Origin of the sequence: Streptomyces sp. AM8-1-1 (genome assembly GCF_032229325.1) — a bacterium.
In the GTDB taxonomy this organism is placed as follows: Bacteria; Actinomycetota; Actinomycetes; order Streptomycetales; family Streptomycetaceae; genus Streptomyces; species Streptomyces achmelvichensis.
On the sequence record NZ_CP135086.1, the window covers coordinates 1,670,048 to 1,687,524 of the forward strand.

Consider the following 17,477-nt stretch of genomic DNA (forward strand, 5'->3'; position numbering starts at 1 on the left):
CGGCCGCCCAAGTATGTGTCACGGCAGGTGGGAGGGTCGGCATCGGGTGGGCCGGGGTACGTCATCGGGTTCCGTCGGCGGTGAGCTTCTCCAGCGTGGGCACGTCCTTCTCGGTGACGAGCGCCGGGCCGGTGAGAACGGGCTTGCCGCCGCCGATGACGTTCAGGTTGGTCTTGTTGAGCCACAGCTCGTCGATGGCGAGGTAGCCCTGGAGGTAGGGCTGCTGGTCGACGGCGAAGCCGATCTCGCCGGCCTTGAGCTGTTTGACCACCTCGGCGTTCAGGTCGAAGGTGTTGACCTCCGCCTTCGAGCCCGCGCCCGACTTGGCCTTGACGGAGGCTGCGGCGAACGGGGCGCCGAGCGTGACCACGGAGTCGATGTCCTTGCCGCTCTGCAGCTTCGCCTCGATGGAGGAGGTGGAGGCGGGCATGTTCGTGCCCTCCACATTGAGGTTCTCGACCGTGCCCTTGAAGGTCTTCTTGACTCCGGCGCAGCGGGCTTCGAGGGAGACGTTGCCCTGCTCGTGGATGACGCAGAGCGCCTTCTTCTTGCCGCGCTTGTTGAGTTCCTCGCCGACCGCCTCGCCGGCGACGGCCTCGTCCTGGCCGATGTGGCTGAGCGCGCCGAGCGCATCGGAGAACTCGGCGCCGGAGTTGATCGTGACGACGGGTATCCCGGCCGCGACGGCCTTCTTGACGACGGCGCCGACCGCCTCGGGCTTGGCGAGGGTGACGATGATCCCGTCGACCTTCTGGTCGATGTAGGTCTGGACGAGCTGCGCCTGCTCCTTGCCCTCCTTGTTGGCGGCGTAGAGGAACTCGACGTTGTCCTTCTTGGCCGCGACCTTGGCGCCGCTCTGGACGATGTCCCAGAAGGTGTCGCCCTCGCCGGAGTGCGTGACCATGGCGATCTTGAGGCGTTCGGTGGCCGCGGGGACGCCGCCTCCGCCGTCCTTGGAGGTGTCCTCCTTGGCCTCCTTGCCGCCGGAACTGCTGCATCCGGCGACGGCGACCAGGGCGCATGCGGCGAGCACGGCTGCTGCCTTGCGGTGGGTTCGCATGGTGGGGTCCGCCTTCTCTCCCGGCCGCCCGGTTGCGGCTGGGTGAGTTTCTACGGCGACGGCCGCACCCCGTCAAGACTTTGTCCGAACATTCTTACCAGAAGGACATTCTTACGTGACCTGATCATGTCCATCGTCCGCCGGAAGGTCTCCGGCCGCGCTCAGGGGCGTACGAGGAGCTGGAACTCGAAGGCGTAGCGCGAGGCGCGGTAGATGTGCGAGCCGAACTCGACGGCCCGGCCGGTGTCGTCGAAGGTGGTGCGCTCCATGGTCAGCACCGGCCCGCCCGCCTCCTCGGTGAGGAGTTCCGCCTCGGGGGCGCTGGCCGCCCGCGCCCCGACCGTCTGGCGGGCACTGTGCAGGGTGATCCCCGCGGAGCGCATCATCCGGTACAGACCGGTGGCCTCCAGCCGCGCGGTGTCGTAGTCGAGCAGTCCGGCGGGCAGGTGGTTGCGCAACAGGGCCATGGGCTCGCCGTGGGCGTACCGCAGCCGCTCGATCAGCTGGACCTCACTGCCCTCGGTGACGCCGAGAGCGGCGGCGACCTGGGCACTCGCACTCTCGACGGCATTGCTCAGGACGATCGTGGCGGGCCGCTGGCCGGCCGCCTCCAGATCGTCGTAGAGGCTGCTGAGCTCCAGCGGGCGCTTGACCTGGCTGTGCACGACCTGGGTGCCGACGCCGCGGCGGCGCACCAGCAGGCCCTTGTCGACGAGGGACTGGATCGCCTGGCGGACGGTGGGTCGGGACAGCCCGAGCCGGCCGGCCAGCTCGATCTCGTTGCCGAGCAGACTGCCGGGGGTGAGGGTCCCTCTCTCGATGGCCGCTTCCAGCTGCTGCGACAGCTGGAAGTAGAGCGGGACCGGACTGGTGCGGTCCACGCTCAGCTGGAGAGACAGGGACGAGTCCGTCACGTGTCTGGGCTGCTTGGGCACGGGCCGAGCGTAGTCGCCGCTCATGTTGACGGGAAGTCGTGAAGTTCGGTTGTCAGGACAAAGTCTTGACACAGTGCCCGGCCCGGCTCCATTTTTGGGCCATGCGCATCGGACTGATCGGAACCGGACGAATCGGCACCTTCCACGCGGGCGTGCTCGCCCGCCACCGGGAGGTCGGATCCCTGGTCGTGGCGGACGCCGACCCGGCGCGGGCGGCCGCGGTCGCCGAGCGGACCGGGGCCACGGCGGCGCCCAGCGCGCACGAGATCTTCACCTGGGGCGTGGACGCGGTGGTGATCGCCTCGGCGACGGCCTCCCACGCGGAACTGATCGGTCGCGCCGCCCGGGCCGGGCTCCCCGCGTTCTGCGAGAAGCCGATCGCGGTGGACCTGCCGGGCACGCTGGGCGCGCTGCGCGAGGTGGAGACCGCGGGTACGGAGCTCCAGCTCGGCTTCATGCGCCGCTTCGACGCCGGATACACCGTGGCCCGCGACCTGGTGCGGTCGGGAGCGCTCGGCCGCCTGCACACGGTCCGGGCGATCACCTCCGACCCGGCGCCGCCGCCCGCCGACTATCTGCCGCTGTCGGGCGGCCTGTACCGGGACTGCCTGGTCCACGACTTCGACATCCTGCGCTGGGTCACCGGTCGCGAGGTGGTGGAGGTCTACGCGACCGGCTCGGACACCGGGCCGCCGATGTTCCGCGAGGCGGGCGACGTCGACACGGCGGCGGCGGTGCTGACGCTGGACGACGGGACGCTCGCCACGGCCACGGCCACGCGGTGCAACGGCGCCGGCTACGACGTCCGGATGGAGCTCGCGGGCGAACTGGACCAGGTCGCGGTCGGCCTCGATGACCGCACCCCGATCAGCTCGACCGAGCCGCAGGGCGCCCCGGCGGCCGACAAGCCGTGGCCGGGCTTCCTGGAACGCTTCGCCCCCGCGTACGAGGCGGAGCTGGACGCGTTCGTCCGGATGGTCCAGGGCGAGGGCACGAATCCGTGCGACGGGCGGGAGGCGCTGACGGCGCTACGGATCGCGGAGGCGTGCGAACTGTCCCGCCGTGAGCACAGGCCGGTGCGGCTGGAGGAGATCGCGGGCGCCTGAGAGGGCCGCGGTCGGGGCGTGGGGGCGTCGGGGGACCCGAGCCGGTTCGCGGTCAGGACGTCCGGGGCAGGTGGCGCGGCCTCAGGACGTCCGGGGCACGTGGCGGGGCCTCAGAACGTCTTGGACAGGTGGCGCGGCCTTCAGGACGTCTGGGCCGAGAGCACCGTGCCCTGGGCCACGGCGCACAGTGTCTCCTCGCCGTCCTCCCCCACCGCCAGGAGATCGCACCGCACCACGGCCTGCCGCCGCCCGCTGTGCACGACGGCGGCCCGCGCCCGGAGGATCACCCCGGTGGCGGGCCGGACGTACTGCACCGAGAACCCCGCGGTGAGGACGGCGGGCCCGAGGGTGGTGCCGGCCGCGAAGGTGATCGAGTTGTCGGCGGCGTAGGCGAGGACACCGCCGTGCAGATAGCCGTTCTGCTGCCGCAACTCGTCCCGAACATCGAGCTCCAGCACGGCGGCCCCGTCCCCGAACGCGGTGATGCGCGCCTGGAGCAGCCGGCTGAAGGGCTGACTGTCGAGGACCTTCTGCGCGAGGCCCAGGTCGAATCCGGTCATGGTGGGGGCTCCTCGGTATCCGTTGCCGCTCTGCCGCTCGTGCTCCTGCCGCCGTCGGTCACGACGGCATACCGCGCCCGGTGCGCCATCGTCGCCCTACCAGCGCACGGGGAGGCTGCGTACCCCCCGCATCAGCAGCCCCGGGATCCACTCCGGCGGGCCCGCCGACGGGTCCAGGGAGAGGTCGGGGCAGCGGACGAGCAGCGACTGGAGGGCGATGCGGGTTTCCAGGCGGGCCAGGGGCGCGCCCAGGCAGAAGTGGATGCCGTGGCCGAACGCCACATGGCCGCGGGTGTCGCGGCGGATGTCGAAGGTGTCCGGGGCCGCGTAGCGCGCCGGGTCGCGGTCGGCCGCCGCGAGGCCGACCAGGACCATCGCGCCGGCCGGGATCGTGCGGTCGCCGATCCGCAGGGACTCGGAGGTGAAGCGTACGGTCGCCGCCTCCACCGGTCCGTCGTAGCGCAGCATCTCCTCGATCGCGCCGTCCAGGAGGGAGAAGTCGGCTCGCAGGGCGGCCAGTTGGTCGGGGTGCGCGAGCAGGGCCCGTACGCCGTTGGCGATCAGGTTGACCGTCGTCTCGTGGCCCGCGATCAGCAGCAGATAGGCCAGGGCCCGCAGTTCGGCGGCCGAGAGCCGGTCGTCGTCCTCCGCGCGGGCGGTTATCAGGGCGGACAGCAGGTCACCCGTCGGCCCCTGGCTGCGTTTGTCCTCGATCAAGTCGTCGAGATAGACGGCCAGTTCGTCGACGGCCCGCTCCAGCTCGGCCTGCCCGGTGGGAGCCACCACCTCGTTGGACCAGGTGCGGAAGGCGTCACGGTCGGCGGCCGGCACGCCCAGCAGCTCGCAGATGACGATGATCGGCAACGGGAAGGCGAGAGCGTCGACCAGGTCGCCCCGCCCGGCGGGCAGCATCGCGTCGAGCAGCTCATCGGTGATCTGCTGGATGCGCGGGGCCAGTTGCTCCACGCGGCGACCGGTGAACTCCCGCGTCACCAGCCGGCGCAGCCGTGTGTGGTCCGGCGGGTCCAGGACCAGCAGATTCGGCCCGATGACCCGCTCGTCCAGCATCATCCGGCCCACCACGGCCGGTGATTTGAGCAGCCTCGGGTCAGTGAGCGCGGCGCGCGCCTCCTCATGGCCGACGATCAGCCAGAACTCTTCGCCCTGCACCCCGCGCACCTGATGGACGGGACCGGCCTCGCGCCACTTCGCATAGTACGGATACGGATCGGCGACGAAGTCCGCCCCGTACTCCCCCAGATCGATGATCGCCACCCCGCCAGCCTACGTCGGCCCCTCCCCGTCCAGCAGGCCAGCGTCGTGCGCGAGCAGCGCGATCTGGACACGGTTGTTGAGATCCAGCTTCGCGAGGATGCGCGACACATGGGTCTTCACGGTCGGCACGCTCATGTACAGCGTCGCCGCGATCTCCGCGTTGGACTGGCCGCGGCCCACCGCGACCGCCACCTCCCGCTCCCGTTCCGCGAGCGAGTCCAGCCGCTGGGCCGCCGTGCTGCGGCGCGGGTCGGGCACCCGGTCGGCGACGTGCGACATCAGCTGGCGGGTCACGGCCGGGGAGAGCACCGGGTCCCCGGAAGCCACCCGCCGCACCGCGGCGACGATCTCGGCCGGCGGGGTGTCCTTGAGGACGAACCCGGCGGCCCCGGCCCGCAGCGCCCGCAGCACCTGCTCGTCCGCGTGGAACGTGGTGAGCACCACGACCTCGGGGGCGTCGGGCCTGCGCCGCAGCTCCTCGGTGGCGCGCAGTCCGTCCACCGTCGGCATCCGGATGTCCATCAGCACGACGTCGGGCGAGAGCCGGTCGATCAGTTCCGGTACCTCGGAACCGTCCGCGCCCTCCCCGACGATCTCGAGGTCGTCGGCCCCGCCGAGCATGAAGGAGAGGCCCGCCCGGACCAGGGGGTCGTCATCGACGACGAGCAACCGGATAGTCATGCGGCCCACGGTAGCCAGGCCCGGACATGGAATCCGCCGTCTCCGGTCGCTCCGTGCTCGAGGCTGCCACCGGCGAGCGAGGCCCGTTCGGTGAGCCCGATCAGCCCCTGCCCGGAACCGGGCACGGTGCCGACGTCATCGACCGGAGCGGGATTGTCGACCGCGACGGTGACGCCGTCGCCCGGTCCTCCGCCGACGGCGACGGTGACCTCGGCGCCCGGCGCGTGTTTGCGGGCGTTGGTGAGGCCCTCCTGTGCGATGCGGTAGACGGTGCGCCCCACGATCGCCGGGACGGATGCCGTGTCGGAGATGCGGTTGTCGAGGGTCACCTTCATCCCGGCCTCACGGGACTCGGCGACCAGCGCGTCGAGCGTGGCGAGCGTCGGCTGCGGACGGTCGCCGTGGTCGCCCTCGCCGGGCGCCCGGAGCACGCCGATGATCTCGCGGAGGTCCTGGAGCGCGTCGTGCGCGCTGTCGCGGATCACCCCCGCGGCCCGCGCGACCTCGGCGGGCGGCGCGTCCGGCCGGAATTCGAGCGCGCCCGCGTGCACGCTGAGCAGGGTGAGCCGGTGGGCGAGCACATCGTGCATCTCGCGGGCGATCGCCTCACGGGCCAGCCGCTGGGCCTGCTCGGCCCGGAGCTCCGCCTCCGTCTCGGCCCGCAGGGCCCGTTCCCGCAGCGCCACGACGAGCTGGCGCCGGGCGCGTACGAGCATGCCCCAGCCGATCGCCAGCAGCAGCAGGACGACCCCGGCGATCATCGACACCCAGTAGTTCACCGTCGGGTCGGGGCGCACCAGCGGCTGGACGACGGAGCCGACCAGCGCGACGAGTCCCACCAGGGCGACCGGCCTGAACAGCCGGTGCACGGCGAGGCTGAAGACGGCGACCAGCATCGCGCCCCCGGCGACCGGCGTGAGCACGGTGGCGACGGTCAGGACCAGGGCCAGGCCGACCGGCCAGCGCCGCCGCACCCACAGGGCGCAGCACGCCGCCGCACCCAGCAGCTGATCGGCCAGGACCACCATCTCGGAGGTGTTGTACTGATCGCTGGCCTCCGCCGCGATCAGCCCGAACAGCGCGGCCAGGACGAAGGCGCAGGTGTCCACGATCCAGTCGCGCACGGTCCGCCGGCGCCGGCCCGTGGACGTCTCCCCCCGGGGGTCGGGCTCCTGGGGGTCCGCCATGGCCGAGGGCAGCAGCCAGGGGTATTCCGTACGCGTCATACCGACCAAGTTACGCAGGTGGGAGGCGTCGGACAGGCCGGGACGGACGGGAAGCTACCAAAGTCGCCGAGGTGGAGACTTTCGGAGCAGGAGTGCATGCCGAGGGCCGACGCGCCAGGGTGCGGCGCGGCACGACGATCGCGGGCATGAAGAAGATTCTCGAAGGCGCCGGCCTGATCATGCTCGTGCTGGGGGGCTGCGGCGTGATCCGCGAGCTCACGGGCTGGTTCCGCTTCATGGCCTTCACCCGCTTCCTGACGGAGAACGTCTCCTTCCTCGGGAACGCGGCCCTGCTCACGAACATCGTGATCGCCGTGGTCGGCTTCGCGGTGATGATGACGGCCGACCTCAAGTGACGACAGACGGCGGAGGCAGGCGATGCCAAAGGACGGGGACCGTCAGACCTTCGCCTCGTTGAGCCGGGTGACCTCGGCCAGATGCTCGCTCATCCGGTTGCTCACCATGCCGCTGGTGAAGAGCACCGCGCCGACGACGGAGACGGGGACGGACAGCCCGAGCACGGCGATGAGCTCGGGCCAGTCCCGCTCGGCGGGGCACGAAGAGCCGTTGCCGAGCCCTTCGTTGGCGGTGGACCGGTCCGTGAACAGGCGCGCCTCGCACTCGTAGCTCGTACCGTCGGCGTCGTACGGCGTCAGAAGCAGCACCCCGAACCACACCCACAACAGGCTGGAGAGCGCGAGCAGTCCGACGCCCCAGCCCTGAACACGCCTGGCCCGGCTGCGGAATTCGATGTCGTACGGGAGTGATCGCATGGCGGCCCAACCTAGCAACCGTGCACGCGCGCGCTGTCAGGCCCCGTACGTCCCGTACTCGGGGCGGCCGGCCAGTTCGTAGGTCTGGATCGTCACACCGCTGCCCGTGATGCGGGCGTCCGTGTGCCGGAACGCCGTGGGCACCGCGCCCTCCGGGAAGAGCCGCAGCCCCTTGCCCAGCACGACGGGGTAGGTCAGCACATGGAGGGTGTCGATCAGATCGTGCTCCAGCAGCGAGTGGGCGAGCCGGCCGCTGCCGTGGACCTGCACCTCACCGTCCGTGCGCTCCTTGAGCGCGGGGATCTCCTTGGCGAGATCGCCGCGGATGATCGTGGACGGCTCCCAGTCGGCCCGCTCCATCGTGGTGGAGACGACGTACTTCGGCCTGGAGTTGAGCTTCGAGGCGATCGGGTCGTCCGGGTCGCTCACCGTCGGCCAGAACCCGGCGAAGATCTCGTACGTGCGGCGGCCCAGCAGAAACGCACCGACGCGGCCGAAGACGCTGTCCATGAAATGACCGAAGTCGTCGTCCGCGTAGGGAACGGTCCAGCCACCGAGGTCGAAGCCGTCACGGCGGTCCTCCTCGGGCCCTCCCGGTCCCTGCATGACGCCGTCGAGAGAGACGAAGGTGGTGATCGAGAGCTTCCCCATGAGAGGCACCTGCTTCCGTTGCTCGTGTTCCCCCGGTGGTGACGCGGTCATCAGCTACGACCCTGCCGGCGCCGCGATCTCATCGGTCACCCGGCGTGAGGACGCTCGCCGAAGGGTCACACCGGGATTCAACGTCCGTTTGCCGCCAGCACCGAGGAGGCCGGGCCGCTTTGCTTGATGTCATCAGCCGTTACGACACGTCATGACACATCATCACAAGGGGAACTCATGTCCAGGACAGCTCTGGTGACAGGTGGCAGCCGCGGAATCGGTGCGGCGATCGCTCTGCGACTCGCGCAGGAGGGCGCCGATGTCGCCATCACCTATGTGCGGAGCGACGAGGCCGCCGAGGAGGTGGTCCGCAAGATCGAGGCGGCGGGCCGCCGGGGTGTCGCGCTCCGGTCGGACGCCGCAGGCACGGAATGCGGCGCCTCCGCCGTCAGCCGCGCGGCCGACGCGCTCGGCCGGCTGGACATCCTGGTCAACAACGCAGGGGTCGGCGTACTCGGACCGGTCGACAGCCTGGCGACGGCCGACGTGGACCGGGTGCTGGCGGTGAACGTGCGCGCGGTCTTCCTCGCTTCCCAGGCGGCAGCCGCGCGGATGGAGCGCGGCGGACGGATCGTCTCCATCGGCTCCTGCATGACGAAGTACGTGCCGGGCCCGGGAGGCACGCTCTATGCGATGAGCAAGTCGGCCCTGACAGGCCTGACGAAGGCACTGGCCCGCGAACTGGGCCCGCGCGGCATCACGGCGAACCTCATCCACCCGGGCCCGATCGACACGGACATGAACCCGTCGGACGGCCCGTACGCGCCTCCGCAGAAGGCGGGTACCGCACTGGACCGCTTCGGTACCCCGGAGGAGGTGGCGTCGCTGGTCGCGTATGTGACGAGCGACGAGGCGTCGTACATCACGGGAGCGGAACTGGCGGTGGACGGCGGCCACGCGGCGTGACGCCGCGGGCCCACCGCCCGGCCGCGGACGGACATTGAGCCCGTCCGGCCTGCGGTGGGTGACACACCGGGCCGACGATCAAGCCCGTCCCGGCCCGGCGTGACACTCCGGCGCATCGAGCCCGTCCGGCGATCGAGGACACGGCCGGGGGCCGTACCCCGGCGAACCGGGCGCCCGGGCCGAGCCGCGGACGAACGTCCACGGCTCGACCCGGACCGCCAGGGTCAGAACCGGAGTCAGAACCGGAGCACCCTCAGCCCCCGAGCTCCTGGTGCCGCGCCCGCAGCCGCGCCGCCCCGTCCGCCGTCAGCGACCCGAACAACCGCAGTCGCGAGATCCCGCCGTCCGGGTAGATGTCGATCCGCACCCGGCTGCCCACCGCCGGCGCATCCAGCACGAAACGGTGGTTCGTGTCCGGCTGGAGCCGGGTCCGCGGGAGGATCTCCGCCCACTCCCCCGTCTCCCCGTCGCGCAGCGAAATCGCCGCCCAGCCCGCGCTGTTGCCCTTCAGATACGCCGTGTCGATCTCCACCGCGCGGATCTCGGACTGCTCCACGAGCTGGTAGCGGATCCAGTCGTTGCCCTTGTCCCGGCGCCGGCGGGTCTCCCAGCCGTCGTCCATCTTGCGGGAACGGCCCGGCTGGATGGTGTTGGTGGCCGGGGAGTAGAAGCGGTCGGACGCGTCCTCCACCCGGCCGCCGTTCTCCAGCGCGACGAGGTCGAAGGTGCCGAGCACGCCCAGCCACGCCGGGTCGGGTGTCACCTCTCCGTACACCCGCAGGCGCGCGATGCCGCCGTCGGGGTGCTGGTTGACGCGCAGGTGCGTGAAGCGCTGTTCGACGTCGACGACGAAGCCGTTGGCCGCGTGGCCGCCGATGGCCGTCCGCGGTACGAGCGCGGTCCACTTCACGTCGTCCGCGAGCAGGTCCTCCGGCGAGGGGGACCCGGCCACCGCGGTCGCCTCGACGGAGACGGCCTGCGGGTAGTTGCCGCGGAAGTGCGCGGTGTCGATGACGATGCCGCGTACGACACCGGGCGCGCCGAGGCGTACGAGCGCCCAGTCGTGGTCGTCGTCGGTCGGATGCGGCTGCTCCGCGCCCACGCCACGGCGGCGGCGGGTCTCCCAGCCGTCCATGATCTTGCCCTTGTGGCCGAAGTGCTCCGGGTCGAACTCCGCCGCCTCGGGCTTCAGCATGTTCTCGCGCTCGGCGAAGAACTCGTCGTTGGCGGCGATGACGCCCGCGCCCAGGCGCCGGTCGGCGAGGTCGGCGTGGTGCGTGAAGGGGAAGTCGGCCGTGCGGTAGTCGCCGTACGGGTCACCGCCGCCGTAGGGGCTGGCGTCACCGGTGAAAGAAGGGATGGACACGGTCAGTTGTTCCTTTCGAGCAGACGGCCGGCCGGCTCCGCGAGGGTGCCGTTCTCCACGATGCGCTCGCCCCGCAGCCAGGTCGAACGGACGACGCCGTACAGCGTCTTGCCCGCGTACGCGGTGACCTGGTTGCGGTGGTACAGCTCGGCCGGGTCGACGGTGAAGGTCTCGTCCGGGGCGAGGACGGCGAAGTCGGCGTCGCGGCCGGCCTCGATGGCGCCCTTGTGGGTCAGCCCGGCGAGTTCGGCCGGGCCGGCGGACATCCACCGCACGACGTCCTCCAGGGAATGGCCGCGCCCGCGTGCCGCGGTCCAGATCGCCGGGAGTCCCAGCTGAAGCGAGGAGATGCCGCCCCAGGCCGAGGCGAAGTCGGGAGTCTTGAGGTCGGTGGTGCAGGGTGAGTGGTCGGAGACGATGCAGTCGATGGTGCCGTCGGCCAGGCCGGCCCAGAGCGCGTCCTGGTTCGCGGCTTCACGGATGGGCGGGCAGCACTTGAACTCCGTGGCGCCGTCCGGGACTTCCTCGGCGGTGAGGGTGAGGAAGTGCGGGCAGGACTCGACGGAGATCCGCACCCCCTCCGCCTTGGCGGCGGCGATCAGCGGCAGGGCGTCGCTGGACGACAGATGCAGGACGTGCACCCGCGCGTTCAGCCGCTTGGCGTGGGCGATCAGGTTCTCGATGGCGGTGTTCTCGGCGTCGCGGGGCCGGGAGGCGAGGAAGTCCGCGTACCGGGGGCCGGGCTCCTGGGGAGCGGCGGCGAGGTGGTGCGGGTCCTCGGCGTGCACGATGAGCAGTCCGCCGAAGCCGGCGATCTCGGCCATGGAGCGGGCGAGCTGCTCCTGGTCGAGTTCCGGGAACTCCTCCACCCCGGACGGCGACAGGAAGCACTTGAAGCCGAAGACCCCGGCGTCGTGCAGTGACCGCAGATCCTTGGTGTTGTCCGGGATCGCGCCACCCCAGAAGCCCGTGTCGACATGGGCCTTGGGCCGTGCGACGTCCTGCTTGGTCCGCAGGTTGTCGACGGTCGTGGTGGGCGGAAGGGAGTTGAGAGGCATGTCGAGGAGCGTGGTGATACCGCCCGCGGCGGCGGCGCGGGTGGCGGTCCAGAAGCCCTCCCATGCGGTACGGCCGGGGTCGTTCACATGGACGTGGGTGTCCACCAGGCCGGGCAGGACGACGTCGTCGCCGACGTCCTCCAGCCTGGCCCCGGCCGGCACCTCGGTGTCGTACGGGAGCACGGCCGCGATCTTGCCGCCGGCGACGGTGACCGCCGCGGCCCGCGTTCCGTCCGGGGTGATCACCCGCGTCGAGCGCAGTACCAGGTTCACGTCCACATCGGCCACCCGTGCCCCTCACTTCCGTTCCGTGCGGCAAAAATTCAACGAACTGTTGAAGGAGTCTTCACTCCTCGGTGCGGTCCGTCAAGACCCCTCCGGGTTACCGAAGCCCCCGTGACCTGCGAAGGGATCATCCCCCCGGACCGCACGCGCGCGAGCCAACCACCCCGGAGGCGTCGATCCGCCGAGCCCGGACCAGCACCTTGGACGTTTCCACAAAGTGGAAGTAAGATTTCACAAAGCAGAACGTTGCTTCAACCAAGGCGGGCGTCGCAGTGCCTCGGAGGTCTCCGCCGACACAGGGACAAACACCACCTGACCGGCAGAGACGCCGTGAAGGGAGCAGTGTGCCGGTCGCAGCTGCCCGGTAGGCTGCTGACTTGCCCGCCCTGCCCGAAAGGACCGTTGCCGTGCCGACGTCCAGCGCCAGCACCACCGATGCAGCCAAGGCCGCGAACAGCGGCGGCGTGCAGTCCCTGGAGCGTGCCTTCGACCTGCTCGAGAGAATGGCCGACGCGGGCGGCGAGGTCGGACTGAGCGAACTCTCCGCCAGCAGCGGTCTGCCGCTGCCCACGATCCACCGCCTGATGCGCACGCTCGTGGCCTGCGGTTATGTACGCCAGCAGTCGAACCGCCGTTACGCGCTCGGCCCCCGGCTCATCCGTCTCGGCGAGTCCGCGTCACGGCTGCTCGGGACCTGGGCGCGTCCCTATCTGGCCCGCCTGGTCGAGGAGACCGGCGAGACGGCGAACATGGCGCTGCTCGACGGCGACGAGATCGTCTACGTGGCCCAGGTGCCGTCCAAGCACTCCATGCGCATGTTCACCGAGGTCGGCCGGCGGGTCCTGCCGCACTCCACGGGTGTGGGCAAGGCGCTCCTGGCCCACACCCCGCCGGACGAGGTGCGGGCCCTGCTGGCGAGGACGGGCATGCCGGCCGCCACCGAGAAGACGATCACCACCCCCGAGGGCTTCCTGGACGCGCTGGAGGTGGTCCGGGCCAGTGGGTACGCGGTGGACGACAACGAGCAGGAGATCGGCGTGCGCTGCCTCGCGGTGTCCGTGCCGAACTCACCGACGGCCGCGGCGGTCTCCATCTCCGGCCCGGCCGGACGGGTCACCGAGGCGGCCACGGAGAGGATCGTCCCGATCCTCCAGGAGGTCGCGCAGGACCTGTCGACGGCGCTGGCGAACACGGCCGGCGGGAACGGCTGACGGGAACGGCTGACGGATCCCGGCGGATTGCGCTGACCCACGCATTGCCCCGAGCGCCCAGCGCCCTCGGAGTTCAGCCAGGTGCCTGGAGGCGCCGGCGGAGCAGCTTGTTCCGGGTGGCGAGCGTGTCCGGGTGCTTCGGCCCCAGCACCCGCTCCTGCACCGGAAGCAGCTCGGCCCAGGCCTTGACCTGACCCGGGATGTCACCGAGCACACCCCGCAGACCGGCGAGCTCGTGCCGCGTGGCGAGCGTCCGCGGATGCTCCGGACCCAGTACCCGCTCCTGTACCGGAAGCAGCTCGGCGAACGCTGCGACCGCACCGGCCACATCACCTGCCAGGCCTTCGTACCGCACGAGGTGGCGCCGGTTCTCCAGAGTGACCGGGTGTTCCGGCCCCAGCGTCCGCTCGCGCACCTGGAGCAGCTCGGCCAAGGCCCGTACCGCGCCGACGGCGTTGCCGGCCTCACCCTGCCAGCGGGCGGCCTCGTGCCGGGTGGCGAGCGTGCGCGGATGCTCCGGACCCAGTACCCGCTCCTGTACCGGAAGCAGCTCGGACAGGGCCGCGACAGCGCCGGACACATCTCCCACCTCGCCCCGCCACCAGCCGAGAAGGTGCCGGGTGGTGAGCACCTCCGGGTGATCCGGGCCGAGCACCCGGACATGCACCGGCAGCAGCTCGGCGAGGGCCTCCACCGCGTCGGCCGCGTCGCCCGCCTCACCTTGCCAGACAGCGAAGCTGTGCCGGACGGCCAGCGTGTCCGCGTGCTCCGGGCCCAATACCCGCACCACCACGGGAAGCAGCTCGCCGAAAGCCTTCACCGCGCCGGCGGCATCCCCCGCCTGCCCGCGCCAGTTGGCCAGGTTGTGCCGGGTGGCCAGCGTGGCGGGGTGTTCCGGACCCATCACCCGGTCGAGCACCGGGACCAGCTCGGCGAAAGCCCCGACCGCGCCGGCCACGTCGCCCGCCTCACCTCGCAGACCGGCGAGGTTGTGCCGGGTGGCCAGCGTGTCGGGATGCTCCGGACCCAGTACGCGCTTCCGCACGGAGAGCAGCTCGGTGAAGGCCTCCGCCGCGCCGGAAGCGTCACCTGCCTTGCCCCGCCAGTGCGCGAGCGTGTGCCGCACTGCCAGCGTGAGCGGGTCCTCCGGTCGGCCCGTCTTCTTCGAGGCGGCGACAAGGAGGGTGCTCAGCCGGACCGCTTCCCGGTAGTCGCCCCTGATCTGTCCGGCCGCGACGATCGCGGGCCAGATGGTCTTGACGTTGTCCTCGGAGAAATGGCCGCTTGCGGGGTTGTCCGGCTCCTCTTCCGGGACAACCTCGGCGGGGTCCTGGGCAAAGTCCTGCGCGATGTCCCTCAGAACGTGGCCGTCCTGGTCGTTGACGGCGGATGCCCTGCGGAGAGCCTGCTCGATGTCGTCGCCGACCGGGTCCGCGGCTCCGCGGGCCTGCACCGGCCGGGGCACCGCGCGGCGGTCTTCGTCACGCGTTCCGTCGGCGGCACCCGAGCGCAGCCGGTCCAGCTGGTCGGTGAGTTCGTCGACGCGGGCCTGAACCCGCTCGGCGAGCTCCTCCGCCTGTCGCTGCTTCTCCTGCGCACGCTGAAGTTCCTGTTCGGCCCGCTGCTCCTGCTCCCGGGCGCGGGTGAGCCGGTGCTGTGTCTGCCGCAGGACCGTGGGATCGGCGTGGGAGGCGCGGAGCTGATCGCGCTCGTCGGCCAGGTCGCTGATCCGCCCCTCCAACTTGTTGATCATCGTCAGCAGGACCATGACGAGCTTGGCGGAGTTGCCGGCGGCTTCCCTGAGCTGGTTCTGCTGTTCCAGCGAGCGCGTGAGCCGGTCGTAGACGTCGACCTGCTGGGCACGGGCCTCGGCGAGCTCCAGAGCCGGTGAACGCACGGGGGCGGAAGACGTCCTGTCCGGCGAAGGACTGAGAGCGGCCCGGAGGAGTTTCCCGGCCTGGTCCAGCCGCCGCTCGCGCAGCCGTGGCTCGGGAATCGTGGCGCGGATCAGGTCGGTCACGAATCGCCGGCCGGGGACCTTCCCGGCCAGTTGCTGACTGATCTGCGACTTGGACACATGGACCTGTTCGGCCAGCGTCGTCAGCGTCTTGCCGCTGGCGTCGACCTGTGCGCGCAGAAAGAGGGCGAGCACCTCGGCTTCTCGGCTCTCCGCCCGGATCGGCCCCCAGGGCCTGCCTCCCCGATTGCGCGCGGTCACGTGTCCCCCTGCGTGGCTGCCCCGGTTGTCCACTCCGTCCCGGGACAACATCACCGTTTTCCGGACCTTACCTGCGAGAACACACCGGACAAGTCCGAACCGTACGATCCGGCCGCACAGTCTTCCCGTGCCGACAGCCCGAAGGCACGGAGACGGAGATCAGCATGCCGACGTACCGAGTCCCCGCCGCCCACGGCGGAGCGGGTTCCGAAGATGTCAGGGGGAGCCGCCGATGAACGGCCTCGACACACGTACCGCCGTCCTGATGCTCGCCGGTGCCGGCGCGACGTACATCGCGCTCCTTCACCCCGCGGCCGGTACCGCACTTCTCGTCGGCATCGCCGTCGTCACCCTGCTGCACCTGCTCGTGAAGTGACTCCGCCTCCGGCCGGGTACATCGCCCGGCCGGCGGCGGGTACGGCCCAGGTGCGGGCCCTGCCCGTCCCGCGAGCGAACCTGCCCTGCGCGGCGGTGCGCAGGAGCCGTACCGGCACCGGTACCGGCACCGGCTAGCGCGGCACCTCGCCGAAGAGGTCCATCGCGTTGCGTACCTGCATCAGCGCCGGCGCCAGCGCGCTCACCGAACCGATCGCCCCGGCGATCAGCAGCAGCGACCGCCGCATCCGGGGGATCTCCGGGTCGCCGGCCGCGACCATCGCCGCCAGCACGGCGAGTTCGTCCTCGGCGATGTCCCGGTCGGAGAACTCCGCCGGATGACCGGCGAGTTCACGGCGGAGCCGGGCGACAGCAGCACGCAGCTCCGTCGTTCTCGGGTCCTCGCCGCTCCCTGTCACCCGCGTCTGCCCCACGCTCCGCAACAAAGCTCTCCCCCTCGCACATCGTCGTGCCGCCTCTGACCGACCGTCGCCGGCCGGACACCCAGGGTCGCGGGCCAGTTAACGCCATCCGGGTCCGTGCGCGCCACCGCACGGACCGAATTCAGGACGTCGGCCGTACGGGGTCGGTGGCGCCGCGCCGCACCGTTTCTTGTCGTCGTTCCGGCCGGAAAGCGCCAGGAACACTCCGCCGCCGGCAAGCGCGCCGAGCACGACGGTGGCGACGAGGGCGATGGCCGGATCGCGACCGGACTTCTTCATTGCCGTGGCGGGCGCGAGGTGACCTGTGGGCACGCCGATCGCGTGCCGCTGCGGCGGACAGCGCACTGCGGCGTGGGAACGGCCACCGGCGCCTGCGCGTGGACCACCTGCGGATGCTGCGACTGCGGGTGGCCCTCGGCGGAGGTGTGCGAGGGGCGCACCCACTCATCGACTCGCGTGCCCCACGGCGAACTTCAGCAGGGGACGCCGGAGTACCGGACGCCCAGCGCTTCGCCCATATTTGAGGTAAGGAGTGCTCATGGCACATGCACCGAACGAACCCGTCGTCGCCGGACTGCTGCTCGCCGCGGGCGGCGGACGGCGCCTCGGCGGCCGCCCGAAGGCACTGCTGTCGCACCGCGGGCGGCCACTGGTGGAGCACGCGGTACGGGTGCTGCGCGAGGGCGGCTGCGACACCGTACACGTGGTCCTCGGCGCGGCGGCCGAGCACGTGCGGCAGGAGGCCGATCTGTCCGGCTGCGTCGTCGTCGACAACGCGGACTGGCAGGACGGCATGGGGTCGTCGCTGCGCACCGGACTGGAATCCCTGACCGCGACACCCGCGGACGCGGCGCTCGTCTGCCTGGTGGACCAGCCGGGGATCGGCGCACCCGCGGTGGCACGGGTGCGGGCCGCGTACCGGTCCCGGGACGCGCTCGTCGCGGCCTCGTACAACGGGGAACGCGGACACCCGGTGCTGTTCGGGGCGGACCGCTGGAAGGCGATCGCGGCGAGCGCGGTGGGCGATCGCGGCGCCCGCGCGTATCTGAAGGAACACGCCGACGCGATCGAGCTCGTCGAGTGCGGCGACATCGCGGAGGCGTACGACATCGACACGACCGAGGATCTGGCGCGCCTTGAATGACCGGCACACCCTGAGCAGACGGCACACCTTGAGTGAACGGCGTGGCACTCAGAGCCATGGTCTGTCGACCCGGAGAATCTCGATATCAACAAACCATTGAACTTCCACCATGAGGAAACTACTATCCACTGGTCAGAAGCGCCCGACACCACA

At 71.1% G+C, this 17,477-nt stretch carries 18 protein-coding genes; 6 read left to right on the forward strand and 12 right to left on the reverse strand.

Going from position 1 to position 17,477, the window contains the following annotated elements:
* Window positions 1–61 precede the first annotated feature (61 nt).
* Window positions 62–1,060: a sugar ABC transporter substrate-binding protein gene (locus RPQ07_RS07575; protein ID WP_313943287.1), complete on the reverse strand. Its 999-nt coding sequence runs from the start codon at window positions 1,058–1,060 to the stop codon at window positions 62–64.
* A 161-nt stretch (window positions 1,061–1,221) separates the two neighbouring features.
* Window positions 1,222–1,941 (reverse strand): GntR family transcriptional regulator, encoded by a 720-nt coding sequence (locus RPQ07_RS07580; protein WP_313948814.1) that lies wholly within the window; start codon window positions 1,939–1,941, stop codon window positions 1,222–1,224.
* 155 nt (window positions 1,942–2,096) lie between these two features.
* Between RPQ07_RS07580 and RPQ07_RS07585 the strand changes: the two genes are divergently transcribed.
* Window positions 2,097–3,101 carry a Gfo/Idh/MocA family oxidoreductase gene (locus tag RPQ07_RS07585; RefSeq protein WP_313943288.1) on the forward strand — a complete coding sequence of 335 codons (1,005 nt, stop codon included), beginning with the start codon at window positions 2,097–2,099 and terminating at the stop codon, window positions 3,099–3,101.
* A gap of 140 nt (window positions 3,102–3,241) precedes the next feature.
* Here RPQ07_RS07585 and RPQ07_RS07590 read toward each other — a convergent pair whose 3' ends face one another.
* From RPQ07_RS07590 to RPQ07_RS07605, 4 genes are all read right to left on the reverse strand, one after another.
* Window positions 3,242–3,661 (reverse strand): PaaI family thioesterase, encoded by a 420-nt coding sequence (locus RPQ07_RS07590; protein WP_313943289.1) that lies wholly within the window; start codon window positions 3,659–3,661, stop codon window positions 3,242–3,244.
* 96 nt (window positions 3,662–3,757) lie between these two features.
* Window positions 3,758–4,936 carry a cytochrome P450 gene (locus RPQ07_RS07595; RefSeq protein WP_313943290.1) on the reverse strand — a complete coding sequence of 393 codons (1,179 nt, stop codon included), beginning with the start codon at window positions 4,934–4,936 and terminating at the stop codon, window positions 3,758–3,760.
* A 9-nt stretch (window positions 4,937–4,945) separates the two neighbouring features.
* On the reverse strand, window positions 4,946–5,617 hold the full coding sequence (locus RPQ07_RS07600; protein ID WP_313943291.1) for a response regulator transcription factor: 672 nt from the start codon (window positions 5,615–5,617) through the stop codon (window positions 4,946–4,948).
* Complete coding sequence (locus RPQ07_RS07605) at window positions 5,614–6,843, reverse strand: sensor histidine kinase (protein WP_313943292.1); 1,230 nt, start codon at window positions 6,841–6,843, stop codon at window positions 5,614–5,616. The genes RPQ07_RS07600 and RPQ07_RS07605 overlap by 4 nt, the downstream gene beginning before the upstream one ends.
* Before the next feature lie 146 nt (window positions 6,844–6,989).
* Here RPQ07_RS07605 and RPQ07_RS07610 point away from each other — a divergent pair, with 146 nt between their 5' ends.
* Window positions 6,990–7,199, forward strand: a complete 210-nt coding sequence (locus RPQ07_RS07610) for a hypothetical protein (protein ID WP_313943293.1) — start codon at window positions 6,990–6,992, stop codon at window positions 7,197–7,199.
* A 42-nt stretch (window positions 7,200–7,241) separates the two neighbouring features.
* Here RPQ07_RS07610 and RPQ07_RS07615 read toward each other — a convergent pair whose 3' ends face one another.
* Complete coding sequence (locus RPQ07_RS07615; RefSeq protein ID WP_313943294.1) at window positions 7,242–7,616, reverse strand: hypothetical protein; 375 nt, start codon at window positions 7,614–7,616, stop codon at window positions 7,242–7,244.
* 36 nt (window positions 7,617–7,652) lie between these two features.
* The gene (locus RPQ07_RS07620) at window positions 7,653–8,267 is read right to left on the reverse strand and encodes a dihydrofolate reductase family protein (protein ID WP_313943295.1); all 615 of its coding nucleotides are present in this window, start codon (window positions 8,265–8,267) and stop codon (window positions 7,653–7,655) included.
* A gap of 228 nt (window positions 8,268–8,495) precedes the next feature.
* Here RPQ07_RS07620 and RPQ07_RS07625 point away from each other — a divergent pair, with 228 nt between their 5' ends.
* The gene (locus RPQ07_RS07625; RefSeq protein ID WP_313943296.1) at window positions 8,496–9,224 is read left to right on the forward strand and encodes an SDR family NAD(P)-dependent oxidoreductase; all 729 of its coding nucleotides are present in this window, start codon (window positions 8,496–8,498) and stop codon (window positions 9,222–9,224) included.
* A 253-nt stretch (window positions 9,225–9,477) separates the two neighbouring features.
* Here RPQ07_RS07625 and alc read toward each other — a convergent pair whose 3' ends face one another.
* On the reverse strand, window positions 9,478–10,596 hold the full coding sequence (alc, locus tag RPQ07_RS07630; RefSeq protein WP_313948815.1) for an allantoicase: 1,119 nt from the start codon (window positions 10,594–10,596) through the stop codon (window positions 9,478–9,480).
* On the reverse strand, window positions 10,593–11,936 hold the full coding sequence (gene allB, locus RPQ07_RS07635; protein WP_313943297.1) for an allantoinase AllB: 1,344 nt from the start codon (window positions 11,934–11,936) through the stop codon (window positions 10,593–10,595). The genes alc and allB overlap by 4 nt, the downstream gene beginning before the upstream one ends.
* A gap of 404 nt (window positions 11,937–12,340) precedes the next feature.
* Between allB and RPQ07_RS07640 the strand changes: the two genes are divergently transcribed.
* The gene (locus RPQ07_RS07640; protein WP_313943298.1) at window positions 12,341–13,144 is read left to right on the forward strand and encodes an IclR family transcriptional regulator; all 804 of its coding nucleotides are present in this window, start codon (window positions 12,341–12,343) and stop codon (window positions 13,142–13,144) included.
* A gap of 73 nt (window positions 13,145–13,217) precedes the next feature.
* On the opposite strand, the gene RPQ07_RS07645 is transcribed toward RPQ07_RS07640, so the two are convergent.
* Entirely contained in the window at window positions 13,218–15,362 is a 2,145-nt protein-coding gene (locus RPQ07_RS07645; protein WP_313943299.1) for a tetratricopeptide repeat protein, read from the reverse strand.
* Between the two features lie 232 nt (window positions 15,363–15,594).
* On the opposite strand from RPQ07_RS07645, the gene RPQ07_RS07650 reads away from it, so the two are divergent.
* Entirely contained in the window at window positions 15,595–15,738 is a 144-nt protein-coding gene (locus RPQ07_RS07650; protein WP_313943300.1) for a hypothetical protein, read from the forward strand.
* Window positions 15,739–15,871: 133 nt separating this feature from the next.
* On the opposite strand, the gene RPQ07_RS07655 is transcribed toward RPQ07_RS07650, so the two are convergent.
* The gene (locus tag RPQ07_RS07655; RefSeq protein ID WP_313943301.1) at window positions 15,872–16,183 is read right to left on the reverse strand and encodes a DUF5955 family protein; all 312 of its coding nucleotides are present in this window, start codon (window positions 16,181–16,183) and stop codon (window positions 15,872–15,874) included.
* 535 nt (window positions 16,184–16,718) lie between these two features.
* Between RPQ07_RS07655 and RPQ07_RS07660 the strand changes: the two genes are divergently transcribed.
* Window positions 16,719–17,324, forward strand: a complete 606-nt coding sequence (locus RPQ07_RS07660) for a nucleotidyltransferase family protein (RefSeq protein WP_313943302.1) — start codon at window positions 16,719–16,721, stop codon at window positions 17,322–17,324.
* Window positions 17,325–17,477 lie beyond the last annotated feature (153 nt).